12 protein-coding genes are annotated in these 14,008 nt (G+C 73.5%); 10 read left to right on the top strand and 2 right to left on the bottom strand.

The window, feature by feature from the left end; all coding sequences use genetic code 11:
* From N5I75_RS09485 to N5I75_RS09505, 5 genes are all read left to right on the top strand, one after another.
* Nucleotides 1-557: GntR family transcriptional regulator (locus N5I75_RS09485; RefSeq protein ID WP_476676228.1), on the top strand; the 557-nt coding region annotated here is incomplete at its 5' end.
* A gap of 283 nt (nt 558-840) precedes the next feature.
* Nucleotides 841-3,546: a pyruvate dehydrogenase (acetyl-transferring), homodimeric type gene (gene aceE, locus N5I75_RS09490; RefSeq protein ID WP_476676230.1), complete on the top strand. Its 2,706-nt coding sequence runs from the start codon at nt 841-843 to the stop codon at nt 3,544-3,546.
* Between the two features lie 123 nt (nt 3,547-3,669).
* Nucleotides 3,670-4,521, top strand: a complete 852-nt coding sequence (locus tag N5I75_RS09495) for a VOC family protein (RefSeq protein ID WP_476676232.1) — start codon at nt 3,670-3,672, stop codon at nt 4,519-4,521.
* Nucleotides 4,522-4,528: 7 nt separating this feature from the next.
* Nucleotides 4,529-5,530, top strand: coding sequence for a helix-turn-helix transcriptional regulator (locus N5I75_RS09500; protein WP_476676234.1), 1,002 nt, complete (start codon nt 4,529-4,531; stop codon nt 5,528-5,530).
* Between the two features lie 106 nt (nt 5,531-5,636).
* Nucleotides 5,637-6,152: a DUF4240 domain-containing protein gene (locus tag N5I75_RS09505; protein WP_476676999.1), complete on the top strand. Its 516-nt coding sequence runs from the start codon at nt 5,637-5,639 to the stop codon at nt 6,150-6,152.
* A 195-nt stretch (nt 6,153-6,347) separates the two neighbouring features.
* Here N5I75_RS09505 and N5I75_RS09510 read toward each other — a convergent pair whose 3' ends face one another.
* Nucleotides 6,348-7,235 carry a TIGR01777 family oxidoreductase gene (locus N5I75_RS09510; RefSeq protein ID WP_476676236.1) on the bottom strand — a complete coding sequence of 296 codons (888 nt, stop codon included), beginning with the start codon at nt 7,233-7,235 and terminating at the stop codon, nt 6,348-6,350.
* A 32-nt stretch (nt 7,236-7,267) separates the two neighbouring features.
* Here N5I75_RS09510 and N5I75_RS09515 point away from each other — a divergent pair, with 32 nt between their 5' ends.
* The 3 genes from N5I75_RS09515 (at nt 7,268) to N5I75_RS09525 (ending at nt 10,407) form a co-directional block, all read left to right on the top strand.
* Nucleotides 7,268-7,780, top strand: coding sequence for an N-acetyltransferase family protein (locus N5I75_RS09515; RefSeq protein WP_476676237.1), 513 nt, complete (start codon nt 7,268-7,270; stop codon nt 7,778-7,780).
* A 99-nt stretch (nt 7,781-7,879) separates the two neighbouring features.
* The gene (locus N5I75_RS09520; protein WP_476676239.1) at nt 7,880-8,971 is read left to right on the top strand and encodes a PP2C family protein-serine/threonine phosphatase; all 1,092 of its coding nucleotides are present in this window, start codon (nt 7,880-7,882) and stop codon (nt 8,969-8,971) included.
* Nucleotides 8,972-9,072: 101 nt separating this feature from the next.
* Nucleotides 9,073-10,407: a hypothetical protein gene (locus N5I75_RS09525; protein ID WP_476676241.1), complete on the top strand. Its 1,335-nt coding sequence runs from the start codon at nt 9,073-9,075 to the stop codon at nt 10,405-10,407.
* Between the two features lie 15 nt (nt 10,408-10,422).
* On the opposite strand, the gene N5I75_RS09530 is transcribed toward N5I75_RS09525, so the two are convergent.
* On the bottom strand, nt 10,423-11,184 hold the full coding sequence (locus tag N5I75_RS09530) for a peptidoglycan recognition protein family protein (protein ID WP_476676243.1): 762 nt from the start codon (nt 11,182-11,184) through the stop codon (nt 10,423-10,425).
* Between the two features lie 95 nt (nt 11,185-11,279).
* Between N5I75_RS09530 and N5I75_RS09535 the strand changes: the two genes are divergently transcribed.
* Together N5I75_RS09535 and N5I75_RS09540 are read left to right on the top strand one after the other, a co-directional pair.
* Nucleotides 11,280-12,482: a MarP family serine protease gene (locus N5I75_RS09535; RefSeq protein WP_476676245.1), complete on the top strand. Its 1,203-nt coding sequence runs from the start codon at nt 11,280-11,282 to the stop codon at nt 12,480-12,482.
* Nucleotides 12,483-12,672: 190 nt separating this feature from the next.
* A complete protein-coding gene (locus N5I75_RS09540; RefSeq protein WP_476676247.1) occupies nt 12,673-14,007 on the top strand; it encodes an NAD(P)/FAD-dependent oxidoreductase in 1,335 nt (444 codons plus the stop codon).
* Nucleotide 14,008: the final 1 nt, after the last annotated feature.

Here is a 14,008-nt window from a genome sequence, read left to right on the forward strand (position 1 = left end):
GCGGCCGCTGGAAGCCGGGTGAGCGCATCGTGGAGCGCCGCATCGCCACGGAGCTGGAGGTCAGCCAGACTCCCGTGCGGGAGGCTCTGCGGGAGCTGGAGTCGTTGCGGCTGATCGAGTCGGCGCCGAACAAGGGCGTGCGGGTACGCAATCTGTCGGCGGCGGATCTGGAGGAGAGCTATCCGGTGCGGGCCGGGCTCGAAGCCATTGCGGCGGAGCTGGCCTGCGGCCGGCTCGCGGAGGACTGCTCGGCCCTTGAGCCGCACGTCGCGGCGTTGTACCGGGCCGACCAGGAGGCCGATGGGACCGCGCAGGTGCGGCACACGGTTGGTTTTCACCGGGAGCTGGTGCGCGCCGCGGGGAATTCGGTGTTGCTGCACACGTGGGAGGGGCTCGGGATCGAGGTCTTCACCGCGTTGTCCATTCGGTGGCTGGGGACCGTTCAGCAGTCCTATGCCGAGGAGCACGAGGAGCTTGTCGCGGCGTTTCGGCGGCGGGATCCCGAGATTGCCGCGCTGGTCAAGGCGCATGTTCTGGGATGCGCCCCGCGCCCGTGAGACGGGACTCGTCTGCCATCTGCGGTGCGTCGCGGACCTCTGACCGTGCGTGGTTGCTCGCGCAGTTCCCCGCGCCCCTGAAGGGGCACTGCGTGCCCCTATCCGTGGCACCTTGTGCCTACTTTCTCGATCTGAAGAGGTTTTACCCGGCGAACCTTTGATCGATCATCGATCACGGAGTTATTGTCACTGGCGGGTCTCCACCGGGACCCCGCCCTGTCCTGCCAAAGACCAAGGGCACCCCCACCCCACCCCCTTCGACTCAGGAAGGCGTGCGGCGACTATGACCGACCCCATGCGCATCCAGCCGAGCGAGCTCGACCAGCTCCCGGACCGCGACCCCGAGGAGACCGCCGAATGGCAGGCCTCCCTGGACGCCGTCACCAAGGCGGCCGGGCCGCACCGTGCCGCGCAGCTGATGCGACGCACGCTGGAGCGCGGCGAGGCCGGCGGCCTGCCGCTGCCCAAGCTCCTGTCGACCGAGTACATCAACTCGATCCCCACCTCCGCCGAGCCGGACTTCCCCGGTGACGAGGAGATGGAAGCCAAGATCACCGCGTACAACCGCTGGAACGCGGCCGCGATGGTGACCCGTGGCTCGAAGGCCGGCGTCGGCGGGCACATCGCCACCTTCGCCTCGGCCGCCTGGCTGTACGAGACCGGCTTCAACCACTTCTTCAAGGGCAAGGAGGGGGACGGCAGCGGCGACCAGCTCTACATCCAGGGCCACGCGTCGCCCGGCATCTACGCCCGCGCCTTCCTCGACGGCCGCCTCTCCGAGGAGCAGCTCGACAACTTCCGCCGCGAGGCGGGGGGCAACGGTCTGCCGTCGTACCCGCACCCGCGCCGCCTGCCGTGGCTGTGGGAGTTCCCGACCGTGTCCATGGGCCTCGGCCCGCTCTCCGCGATCTACCAGGCGCGCTTCAACCGCTACCTGACCGCGCGGAACATCAAGGACACCTCCAACTCCCACGTCTGGGCCTTCCTCGGCGACGGCGAAATGGACGAGCCCGAGTCGACCTCGGCGCTCACGCTCGCCGCCCGCGAGGGTCTGGACAACCTGACCTTCGTCATCAACTGCAACCTGCAGCGCCTGGACGGCCCGGTCCGCCCGAACTTCCGCGTCGTGCAGGAGCTGGAGGCCCAGTTCCGCGGCTCCGGCTGGAACGTCATCAAGTCGATGTGGGGCAACGCGTGGGACGAGCTGTTCCAGCTCGACACCACCGGCGCGCTCCTGGAGCGGCTCCGTGAGGTCCCGGACGCCCAGTTCCAGACGTACCAGACGCGTGACGTCGCCTACATCCGCGAGAACTTCTTCGGCACGAACCCGGCGCTGGTCGAGCTCGCGAAGGTGCTGTCGGACGACAAGATCTCCGAGTGCTTCCACGTCTCGCGCGGCGGTCACGAGCCCCGCAAGGTGTACGCGGCGTACAAGGCGGCCGTCGAGCACAAGGGCGCGCCGACCGTCATCCTCACGCAGACCGTCAAGGGCTTCACGCTCGGCAAGGGCTTCGAGTCCAAGAACGCCAACCACCAGATGAAGAAGCTGACGATCGACGAGTTCAAGGACATGCGTGACCTCCTTGACCTGCCGATTCCGGACAGCCGCTTCGAGGACGGTGTCGTTCCGTACGCGCGTCCCGCCGAGGACTCCCCCGAGCTGCGCTACCTCGCCGAGCGCCGTGCCGCCCTGGGCGGTCCCGCCCCGGCCCGCCGTACGCAGCCGCTCGCGCCGCTGCCCGCCCCGGCCGACAAGGCGTTCGCCTCGTTCGACAAGGGTTCGGGCTCGCAGTCGGTCGCCTCGACGATGGCGCTCGTACGGCTCCTGAAGGACCTCGTACGGGACAAGACGTCCGGCAAGCGCTGGGTGCCGATCATCCCCGACGAGGCGCGCACCTTCGGCATGGAGTCGCTGTTCCCGTCGCTCGGCCTGTACTCGCCCAAGGGGCAGACGTACGACCCGGTCGACCGTGACCAGCTCATGTACTACAAGGAGTCCGAGTCCGGCCAGATCCTCAACGAGGGGATCAACGAGGCGGGCTCGCTGGCCGACTTCATCGCCGCCGCCACGTCGTACTCGACGCACGGCGAGCAGATGATCCCGTTGTACATCTTCTACTCGATGTTCGGCTGGCAGCGCACCGGCGACCAGTTCTGGCAGCTCGCCGACCAGATGGGCCGCGGCTTCGTCGTCGGCGCCACCGCCGGTCGCACGACGCTGACCGGTGAGGGTCTGCAGCACGCGGACGGCCACTCGCCGATGATCGCGGCGACCAACCCGGCGGCCCTGTCCTACGACCCGGCCTTCGCGTACGAGATCGCGGTCATCATGAAGGAGGGCCTGCGCCGTATGTACGGCGAGGCCAAGCCGGGCGAGGACCAGGACGTCTTCTACTACCTGACGGTCTACAACGAGCCGATGCCGCAGCCGGCCAAACCGGCCGTGGAGGGTCTCGACGAGGCCATCGTCAAGGGCCTGTACCGCTTCAACACGGCGGAGACCGCGGGGGTCAACGTGGCGGCGGCGAACGCCCCGCGCATCAACCTCATCGGTTCCGGCACCGCCATCCACTGGACGCTCAAGGCGCAGCAGCTGCTCGCCGAGGAGTGGGGCGTCGCCGCCGACGTATGGTCGGCCACCTCGTGGACCGAGCTGCGCCGTGACGCCCTGGAGGCCGACGAGGCGCTGCTCAAGGGCGAGGAGCGGATTCCGTTCGTCCGTCAGGCGCTCGCCAACGCACAGGGCCCGGTCCTGGCCGTCTCCGACTACATGCGCCAGGTCCCCGACCAGATCGCGCAGTGGGTCGAGCAGGACTACACCTCCCTTGGCGCGGACGGCTTCGGCCTCTCCGACACCCGTGAGGACGCGCGCCGCCACTTCGGCGTCGACGCCGAGTCGATCGTCGTCGCGGCCCTCGCCCAGCTCGCCCGCCGCGGCGAGGTCAAGGCGACGGCCGTGAAGGAGGCGCGCGAGCGCTACGGCCTGTAGTACCTGCCGGTTCGCACCGGTCACGCGTGCCCTGTCCCGATTGCCGGGGCAGGGCACGCGTGCGTGAATGGACGGGTCGTCAAGGGGCCAGAGGGGCGGGCCCGGCCGTGGGAGGCGTTTCGCGTGCAGATCTCCAAGACCCCCTCCGCCCCGTGCTGGGCCGACCTCTCCACACCGGACCCGGACGGGGCCCGCGGCTTCTACGAGGCGCTGTTCGGCTGGCGTTCGCGGCTCGCGGACGACCCGGCGACCGACGGCTACGGCCTGTTCGCACTCGACGCCGAGGACGGTCATCTGGTCGCCGGGGTCGGCCCTGCGGCGGAACCCCGGGAGCCCGCGGCGTGGCTGCCCTACTTCCAGACGAGCGGGGTCGACGCGGTCACCGCACGCGTGGGCGGCAATCGCGGCCGGGTCGTCGCCGGTCCCGTGCCTGCGGCGGGCCAGGGCAGGCTCGCGGTCTGCCAGGACCCGGCGGGGGCCCCGTTCGGCCTGTGGGACCCGCTGTCGCACGCGGGCTTCGAGGCGGTGAACGTGCCGAGCAGCTTCTGCTGGTTCGAGCTGCTCACGCGGGACGGGCCGGGAGCGGTCGATTTCTACCAGGCGGTGCTGGGGTGGGGTACGCGACAGCGCCCGTTCGGCGACGGATACGGATACGGAGACGGGGCCACGTATACGGAGTGGACCGTGGCGGACGAGGCGTTCGGCGGGATGGTCGACATGTCGACGGGCTCGGCCGGCTCGACCGGCTCGACCGGCCCAGCCGGTGGGTTTCCGCTCGATCTGCCGTCCCACTGGAACCTCTACGTCGCCGTGGACGCCCCGGACGCCACGGCCGCGCGCTGCGAGGAGCTGGGCGGGCGGGTCCTCGTGGCACCGGCGTCGATCCCCACGGGCCGGTTCGCGGTGCTCGCGGATCCGCAGGGCGCGACGTTCTCGGTCATGCGCTTCACCGCCACCCGGGCTGACCGTCCATGATGGCGGCATGCGTGCTGCCCGCCTGATCAAGATGGTGCTGTTGCTCCAGTCCCGGCCCTCGATGACCGCGGCCGAGCTGGCGCGCGAACTGGAGGTCTCCGAGCGGACGGTGACGCGCGACGCTCAGGCCCTCTCGGAGGCGGGCGTCCCCGTCTACGCGGACCGGGGCCGGGTGGGCGGCTACCGGCTGATCGGCGGCTACCGTACGCGCCTGACGGGCCTGGCCCGCGGTGAGGCGGAGGCGCTGTTCCTGTCCGGGGTGCCCGGGGCGCTGCGCGAGATGGGCCTGGACGACGCGGCCTCGGCGGCCCGGCTGAAGGTGTCGGCGGCGCTGACCCCGTCGGCGCGGGACGCGTCGCGCACGGCGGCGCAGCGGTTCCACCTGGACGCGCCGGGCTGGTTCAAGGAGCCGCGCACCCCCGAGCTGCTGCCTGCGGTCGCGGAGGCGGTGTGGGGCGACCGGGTGCTGCGGGTCGCGTACGCGCGCCGGGACCGTCAGGAGCAGCCGGTGGAGCGGGAGCTGGAACCGTACGGCCTGGTCCTGAAGGCGGGCGTCTGGTACCTGGCGGCGGCCGTGCGCGACGGGACTCGGCCCGTGGCGGAGCGACGGGTGTACCGCATCGACCGGCTCACCTCCGCCGAGGCGCTGGACGAGCGGTTCGAGCGGGACGAGGAGTTCGACCTGCCCGCGTTCTGGGAGGAGCGGGCGGCCCAGTTCGCGCGGGCGATCCTCCGTGCCGAGGTGGTCGTACGGCTGACGGCCGACGGGGTACGACAGCTGCCGTACGCCACCGGTACGGCGTCCGCGCGGGAGGCGATGGAGTCGGCGGGCCCCGCGGACGCGGACGGGCGGGTGACGGTGACGCTGCCGGTCGAGTCGGAGGACGTGGCGTACACCCAGCTCATGGCGCTCGGCCCGGAGGCGGAGGTGATGGCTCCGGCCGCTCTTCGGGGACGGTTCGCGGAGGCGGGGCGGCGGATGCGGAGGTGGTACGAGCAGGACGGGTGACGGGCCGTCGGCGGGGGTGCCCTGGGCATGTGCATGCATAACGAACTGGCGCACGTCCGACGCTCGGCGTGCGGCCCCCCGGCGCAGGGCCGATGCTTGTCCCGTGATGGACGAGACCGAGTTCTGGGAGATCGTGGACAGCACCCGCGAGGCCGCCGAGGGCGACCCCGAGGACCACGCCGAGCTGCTCGTCGACAGACTCCTGCGCTCCGACCCCGACTCGGTGCTCGACTTCGCCCGGCACTTCGAGTCCCGGTACAACCGCGCCTACCGCTGGGACCTGTGGGGGGCGGCCTGGGTGCTGCTCGGCGGGGCCAGTGACGACGCGTTCGACTACTTCCGGTGCTGGCTGATCGGGCAGGGCCGGGAGGTGTTCGAGGGGGCGCTGCACGACCCCGACTCCCTTGCCGAGTCCCTGGACGAGTTCGACGAGGACGTCGACGGGGACGGGGAGGATCTCGGTTACGCGGCGGACGAGGCGTACGAGGAGCTGACCGGCACGGTAGCCCCCGACTTGGGCCTTGCCCCGCCCCCCGCGGAGCCCGACGGCACCCCGATCGACTTCGAGAACGAGTCCCTGCTGGCCGGGTTGTACCCCCGCCTGACGGAACGCTTCGGCTAGCACGGCCCCCGCCGTAGGGCTTCATCACATCGCCGGCCACCACGCCGTCGTGGTTGCTCGCGCAGTTCCCCGCGCCCCTGAAGCATGCGGCTTCGCCGCAGCCCCAGGGGCGCTGAGATGGCGCACGCAGTGCGCATCTCAGGGGCGCGGGGAACTGCGCGACCAGCCCCCACCGGCCCGCGGATCACGCACACCTCACGCGGAGCGAATCGCCTGTTCGAGGCCCGGGAACGCGAACTCGAACCCGGACTCCAGCAGACGCGTCGGCACCGCCCGGGTGGACCCGAGAACCTCCCCCGCCATCTCCCCGAGCGCCAGACGGAGCGCCGGCGCCGGCGCCGGGAAGAGCGCGGGCCGCCGCAGCACCCGGGACATCGCCGCGGTGACCTCACGATTCGTCGCCGGATGCGGAGCGGTCAGGTTCACCGGCCCGGCCAGGGCGTCCGTGTCGAGACAATGCCGCACCGCCGCCACATGATCGTGCAGCGCGATGTACGCCCAGTACTGCCGCCCGTCCCCGAGCCGCCCCCCGAGCCCGGCCTTGAACAGCGGGAACAGCTTCCCCCAGGCACCCCCGCCCCGGGCCACGACCAGGCCCGTACGCGCGAGGACCGTACGGACACCCGCGTCGCGCGCGGGCGCGACGGCCGCCTCCCACTCCACGCACACCTCCGCCAGGAACCCCTCCCCCGCGGGAGCGGACTCGTCGACGGCGCGGCTGCCCGTGGACCCGTAGTAGCCGATGGCGCTGCCGTTGACGAAGACGCGGGGCGGCTCGGGCAGCCCGGCGATCGCCTCGGCGAGGGTGCGGGTGCCGAGGACCCGGCTGTCGCGGATCTCCCGTTTGTAGGCCTCCGTCCAGCGCCGGTCACCGACCCCGGCACCGGCGAGGTTGACGACGGCGTCGCACCCGGCGAGCCGTTCGGCGTCGACCTCCCCCTTCTTCGGGTCCCAGCGGACCTCGTCCGCCGCGCGCGGGGCCCGGCGCACCAGGCGCAGCACTTCGTGTCCGTCACCGGTCAGGGAGCGGACGAGGGCCGAGCCGGTGAGTCCGGAGGCGCCCGCCACCGCGATACGTGTCATGCCTCCATCCTGCCGGTCGTACAGTGACGCGCATGTCGCGACAGCCACCGCTCATACGTTTCGCCGTGCCGGACGACGACGGGGCCCTGAGCCGTCTGGACGGGGAGACCTGGTCGCCGCTGCACGCGGTCCTGCCGCCGCGCGAGCCGCCCTACCCGCCGTTCTTCAGCGACCGGTTCGGCCCGCGCGACCACCTCGTCGCCGAACTGCACGGGCGGGTCGTCGGCTACATCCGGCTCGTCCGCCCGACCCCGCTGCCCTCGAACGCCCACGTCAGGCAGGTGCAGGGGCTGGCCGTCGCGACCGCCGCGCGCGGGCACGGCGTGGGCCGGACGCTGGTGCGGGCCGCGGTCGAGGAGTCGCGGCGGCAGGGCGCGCGCCGCCTCACGCTGCGGGTGCTCGGCCACAACACCCCGGCCCGCAAGCTGTACGAGGCCGAGGGCTTCGTCGTGGAGGGGGTGCTGCCCGAGGAATTCCTGATCGACGGGGAGTACGTGGACGACGTGCTGATGGGGCGGTCGTTGCTCGACGGCACGGCGTGCTGATGGGGCGGTCGTTGCTCGACGGCACGTGGCGGAGTGCGGGGGCAGGCGACTCGTAGCAGGGTTGAGGGCGTAGGCCGTCACGAAGGGAGCCCTGCCGGCATGACCTGGCCCGTGGCGCGCCGCCGTGACGGGGAGGAGCGCGCCTGGCTGCGCGGGGCGCCGCCGCCCCGGTGGGTGCGCTGGCTGCCCATCGTGCTGCTCGTCGGTCTGGGCGCGCTCCAGGCGGGTACGGAGCAGCACCTGGAGCTGGGTTTCCTCCTCGGCGCGATCCCGCCGCTGGCCGCCCTGTCGTACGGGCCGGTGGCGACTGGTGTGCTCGGCGCCGTCGTCACGGTGATCCTGGCGCTGCCCCCGGCGGGGTTCGGCCGCCCCGGCAACAGCGATCTGCTGACCGTGCTGTTCGTCTCCGTGCTGAGCGTGCTGATCGCCTGGGTGCGTCAGCGCCGGGACGAGCATCTGGTGACGGTGCGTACGGTCGCGGAGGCCGCCCAGTTCGCGGTGTTGCCGCCGCTGCCGGAGCGGGTGGGCCGGGTGCGGTGCGCGGGCCTGTACCGGGCGGCGCAGCGCGGGGCGCTGGTCGGCGGCGACTTCTTCGACGTGCGGCGCGGGCCGCACGGGGTGCGGGCGGTCGTCGGCGACGTACAGGGGCACGGCCTGTCCGCGGTGGGGACGGTGGCGGGGCTGCTCGGCGCGTTCCGGGAGGCGGTGCTCGACCAGCCGGACCTGGAGAGCGTCGCGGCGCGGCTCGACCGGCGGCTCATCGTGGACACGGCGGGCGACGAGCTGGCCGAGCTGTTCGCGACGGCGGTGCTCCTGGAGTTCCCGGACGACTCCTCCACCGTACGGATCGTGAGCTGCGGTCATCCGTGTCCGCTGCTGCTGCGCGGCGGGCGCGTGACGGAGATCCCGGTGCCGTCGGCGGCGCCGCTGGGGGTCGGGCTCGACGTGGAGCCGCCCGTGGGGATCACGTTCGAGCTGCGCCGCGGGGACCGGCTGCTCGCGCTGACCGACGGGGTGACGGAGGCCCGGGACTCGGCGGGCCGCTTCTACCCGCTGGCGGAGCGCCTGCGGGGCCACGCGAACGACGAACCGGCGGCGCTGACGGACGCGGTGTGGCGGGACGTGGTGCGGTTCGCGGGGACGGTCAGGGACGACCTGACCCTGCTCGTCTTCGCCCCGGACCTCCCCTGACCTCGCCTGACCTCGCCTGACCTTCCCCGAGATCCTGTTCGCGACCCGGCAGGAGTGCCCCGCGCGTGCCTCGCGGAGCGCGAAGTGTGAACGTAGGGGCCATGAAATACCTGGGACTCCGGCTCCGCCCGGGGCGTCGCCGTACCGCGACCGCCGTCTCCGTACTGCTGCTGCCACTGACGCTGACCTCGCTGTCCGCGTGCTCGGACGACGACGCGACCGCGACGCCGCCGGTGGCGTCGCCGCCCGCGACGGCGAGCGGCGCGCGATGCGGGACGGTTCCGCTCGACACGGACCACGGCTCGGGCGCGGCGCCCGAGCCGGCCGGCGCGTACACGCTGGACAGCGGTGCGCACGCGGCGCCGCGCAAGGAGGAGTTCGAGACGGCCGAGCGGGACGAGTCGGCGGTGCTCGTGTCCGGCTCCGGGCACCTCACGACCCGTGACGCGCACATCACCAAGCGGGGCGGCACCTCCTCCCTCGACGCCTCGGGCCGCCAGGGTCTGAACGCGGCGGCGCTGGCCAGGGACGGCGGCCGCCTCGACCTGTCCGGCGGCTGGTTCTCCACCAAGGGCAAGGGCGCGACCGGCGTCTTCGCGTCGGGCGAGGGGTCGCGCGCGACGCTCAGCGCGAGCGCGGTGCGCACCAAGGGCTCGTACGCGCCCGCCGTGCGGGCCGCCGACAAGGGCGAGGCCGAGCTGACGTACGCGGAGATCGAGACGGCGGGCGCGCAGGCGCCGCCGGTCGCGGCGGACTCCGGCGCGAAGGTCGAGGTGTACGACTCGACGATGACCTCGGCGGGCTGCGGTTCGCCCGGGGTGCAGACGGCCGGAGAGGTGTCGGTGACGGGCACGCTGTTCGACCTGGCGAACTCCGAGGCGTTCACGGTGGAGGGCGGCGGCTCGCTGTCCCTGCGCAACGTACGGGCGACCGCCGCCGCGGGCGGGGTCGTGCTGCGCGGCGACGGCGACGCGTCGTTCACGATGTCCGGCGGGTCGATCCAGGCGGCGGACGGCGACCTCTTCTCCGTACGGGAGGCGATCGCGGACATCGAATTGAGCGGTGGCGCGGAGCTGAAGACGAAGGGCGGCAAGCTGCTGCGGGTCCGCGACAAGGGCGTCGTGACCTTCACGGCGGACAACCAGCGGCTGAAGGGCGACGTGGTCGTCGCCGACGGCTCGGCCGCCCTCGAACTGACCGGCCGCGCCAAGCTGGACGGGGCCGTCGCGGGCGCCTCCCTGACGCTCGGCCCCCGCGCCCGGTGGTCGGTCTCCGGGGACTCCCGGCTCAAGGGCCTGGACCTCGGCCCGGGGGCGCGCCTGTCGAAGGTGATCGACGGGAACGGCCACTCGGTGACGTACGACCGTGCCGAGAGCCCAGGGCTGAAGGGCAGGACCTACCGGCTGAACGGCGGCGGAACCCTTCGTCCCGCCTGAGGCCCGTCCGAGGTCCTAGTCGCGGTTCTGGAGGCGGGCCGCGCGCTCGCGGATCGCGGGGAGTTCGCGCATCAGCGCCTCGCCGGGGCAGGCGGTCTCGTAGCCGTCGCGGTGGCCGGAGATCGCGTGGAAGTCGGCCGAGGTGCCCTTCTTGTAGCGGCTCAGGCTGTTGCTGCTGGTCAGGCGGGTGGTGGAGCGCGGGTCGACGTCGGAGAGGCCGAGTTTCCACGCGGCGAGCGCGGCGATGGAGTCGGCCATCGCCTTCGGCACCGGGGTGCCCTCGCCGAACGTGCCGATGGCGGCGATCCCGGCGGTGTCCTGGTTGAAGCCCTGGGTGTGCGCGCCGACCACCGGCCGGTCGACGCCGCCCGCCCGGCCCTCGTAGACGGTGCCGCAGCGGTCGACGAGGAAGTTGTAGCCGATGTCGTCCCACTCCTTGCCGCCCGCCTGGCCCGCGTAGACGAAGCGGATGATCTCCGGGACGTCGGCGCAGTCGTAGCCGTTGGGCGAGTCGGTGTGGTGGATGAAGACGGCGACGACGCGGTCCCCGTACCGGACGGGGTCGCGGTCGTAGGTCTTCATGCCGCCCAGCCACCGCGAGCGCGGCACGACGCGCGGCTTCGGGGCGGCGTGCGCGCCGCTCGCGCGGTCCGCCGGGACGGCCGTCGCCTCCCGGTCCGCCGCCCCCGGGCGGTCGCCCGCGACGGCACACAGCACCAGCGCCGCGAGGGCCACTCCCCCGGGCACCCAGCGCACCACCCTCCGCACACCACGCACGCCTCCCACTCTCGGACGCGGACGCGCTGTGCGGTCTCCCACATGTGGGCCGATTGGCGGAACCAGCACGGTCACCGCGTTCGTTTGTTACCGATATGGACCCGCAGAACCACGTCCTCGACGCCGTACTCATCGTGCTCGCGCTCGTCTATGCCGTCTCCGGCTACCGGCGCGGGCTGCTCGCGGGCCTCGTCTCGCTCGCCGGGTTCGTCGGCGGCGCCGTCGTCGGCGTGTGGCTGCTGCCGTACCTGATGGACTCGGTCACGCCCGGCACGTCCACGGCGACGGTCGTCGCGGTCGTCACGGTGCTGCTGCCCGCGGTCGCCGGACAGGCCCTCGCGGGGCGGCTCGCGGCGCGGGTGCGCGGCGGGATGGACCGGGCGCCGGGCCCGCTGCGGGTGGCGGACGGGGCGGGCGGCGCGGTCGCGAGCGCCGCGGCGGTGCTGGTCGTCGCCTGGGTGGCGGCCAGCGTCCTCGCGTCGTCGTCCTCGGCGGCGCTGAACCAGGCGATCCGGTCCTCGTCGGTGCTCGGCGCGGTCCACGACACGATGCCGTCCTCGACGCCGGGCTGGTTCGCGCGGGCCACCGGGGCGCTCACCTCGGCCGGGTTCCCACAGGTCTTCGACCCGTTCTCGAACGAGCCCTCCGCCGAGGTCGCGAAGCCCTCCGGGGACAACGTGACGGCGGCGGCGACGCGGGCCGCGCAGCGCAGCACGGTGAAGGTCGAGGGCTCCTCCGGCACGCAGGGCCGCGAGGGCAGCGGTTTCGTCTTCTCGCCGCAGCACGTCATGACCAACGCGCACGTCGTCGCGGGCATCGACGACCCGTCGGTCCGGGTGGGCGGCGTCGGCCGCGCCTACGCCGCGCGCGTCGTCCTCTTCGACCCCGACAAGGACGTGGCGGTCCTCTACGTCCCGGAGCTGCGCGCCCCCTCCCTCCCCCTCGACGACAGCGCGTCGCGCGGCAAGGCGGCGGTCGTCGCGGGCTACCCCGAGAACGGCGGTCTCGACCTCCAGGCGGCCACGGTCGCCGACACGATCCGCGCGGGCGGCCAGAACATCTACGGCTCCGGCACCGTCACCCGCGAGATCTACTCCATCCGCTCCACGGTCCTCCCCGGCAACTCCGGCGGCCCCCTCCTCACGACGGACGGCCGTGTCTACGGCGTCGTCTTCGCCCGCTCCACGACGGACGCGGGCACGGGGTACGTCCTGACGGCGGACGAGGTGACCCCGGAGGCGCGGAGCGCGGCGGCCGCGAAGGAGCCGGTGGACACGGGAGCGCTGGTCTCCTCCTAGAGCGACGGGTGGTGCGCGGACGGGGCGCATCGCCCTGTCACTGCGTGCCTCCAAGCCGCCCCCCGCGCGCGACTGTTCCTGGGCGCGTGCGCACCTAACCTCGTGCCGAACCGGGTATTCCGGCGCTTTGTCGGGGGCATGACGCCTCCGGGACGATCCGCCGCCGGCCGCGCAACGCTGGGAGGGGCACGTGCTTGAGCCCGCTGACGCAGGAGCAGGGGCCGTCGTCGTCGTAGGGGCCGGGGTGGCGGGGCTCGCCGCGGCCCAGCATCTGACCAGGGCGGGTGTACGGGTGCTCGTCCTGGAGGCGGGCGGCTCGGTCGGGGGCCGGATGTCCACCGAGAAGGTCGACGGGTTCCGGCTCGACCGGATCGGGCGGCCCCTGTCCACCTCCTACCCCGAGCTGAGCCGCGCGCCGGGCCTCGACGGGCTCGTGCTGCGGCTGTTCGCCCCCGGTGTCCTGGTGCACAGCGCGGGCCGCCGCCATCGCGCGGGCGAACCGACCGACCCCCGGCGCACAAGGGGCGCATTCAGCGCGGCGCGCGCCCTCGCGACCGCCCCGCGCCCTCCGCGCGGCACGCGCCCGCCCCTCGGCGGCCCCCTGGACCACGCCCGGCTCGGCGCGGCCCTCGCCCGGCTCGCCGCGACCGACCCCGCCCGGCTCCTCGCCCGCCCCGAATCCCCCGTCGGCCGCGCCCTGCCCGCCCGGACCCTCCACGGCTTCGTGCGCCCGCTGCTCTCGGCCCTGCTGTGCGACCCGGAGCTGACGACGTCCAGCCGCTGCGCCGACCTCGCCCTGCACGCGTACGCCGCGGGCCGCCTCGCCGTCCCCGAGGGCGGCGCGGACACGCTCCCCGAACTGCTCGCGGCCACCCTGCCGCCGGGCACCGTGCACACCGGCGTGCGGACCACCGCCGTCTCGGCGAACTCGGTCACCACGGCCGACCACGGTCACCTCCCGTGCCGCGGCGTCGTGCTGGCGACCGACGCGGTCACCGCCGCCGCACTGCTGCCCGGCCTGCGCGTGCCCGCCTTCCACGAGGTGACCGTCGTGCACCACGCCGCACCCGAGCCGCCGCTCACCGAACCCGCGCTGCTGCTCGACGCCGACCGGCTCGGACCCGTCGCGCACACCGCCGTGATCAGCCAGGTCGACCCGGTCCGGGCCCCGGCGGGCCGCGCGCTCGTCTCCTCGACGGTGCTCGGCCCCCCGCCCACCGACCGGGAGCTGCGCCTCCACCTGGCCGCGCTCTACGGCACGTCGACGTCCGCCTGGGAGACCCTGGCCGTCCACCACACCCCGCACGCGGTCCCGGCGATGCCCGCCCCGCACGACCCGCGCCGCCCCGTCCGCCTGCTCGACGGCCTGTACGTGTGCGGGGACCACCGGGACACCAGCACGGTCCAGGGCGCGCTCACCTCCGGGCGCCGGGCGGCCCGGGCGGCACTGCGCGACCTGGGCCTCCCGGCCGTCCCGGCACAGAGCCGCCCGCGCGCGCCCGAGCCGGTGCGCAAGGCGGCCTGAG

Source organism: Streptomyces sp. R818 (genome assembly GCF_056172735.1).

Coding starts and splice junctions, on each gene's coding strand:
- aceE (WP_476676230.1), top strand. CDS start 841: ATGACCGACCCCATGCGCATCCAGCCGAGCGAGCTCGACCAGCTCCCG.
- N5I75_RS09515 (WP_476676237.1), top strand. CDS start 7,268: ATGTCGCGACAGCCACCGCTCATACGTTTCGCCGTGCCGGACGACGAC.
- N5I75_RS09500 (WP_476676234.1), top strand. CDS start 4,529: ATGCGTGCTGCCCGCCTGATCAAGATGGTGCTGTTGCTCCAGTCCCGG.
- N5I75_RS09525 (WP_476676241.1), top strand. CDS start 9,073: ATGAAATACCTGGGACTCCGGCTCCGCCCGGGGCGTCGCCGTACCGCG.
- N5I75_RS09510 (WP_476676236.1), bottom strand. CDS start 7,235: ATGACACGTATCGCGGTGGCGGGCGCCTCCGGACTCACCGGCTCGGCC.
- N5I75_RS09505 (WP_476676999.1), top strand. CDS start 5,637: ATGGACGAGACCGAGTTCTGGGAGATCGTGGACAGCACCCGCGAGGCC.
- N5I75_RS09535 (WP_476676245.1), top strand. CDS start 11,280: ATGGACCCGCAGAACCACGTCCTCGACGCCGTACTCATCGTGCTCGCG.
- N5I75_RS09520 (WP_476676239.1), top strand. CDS start 7,880: ATGACCTGGCCCGTGGCGCGCCGCCGTGACGGGGAGGAGCGCGCCTGG.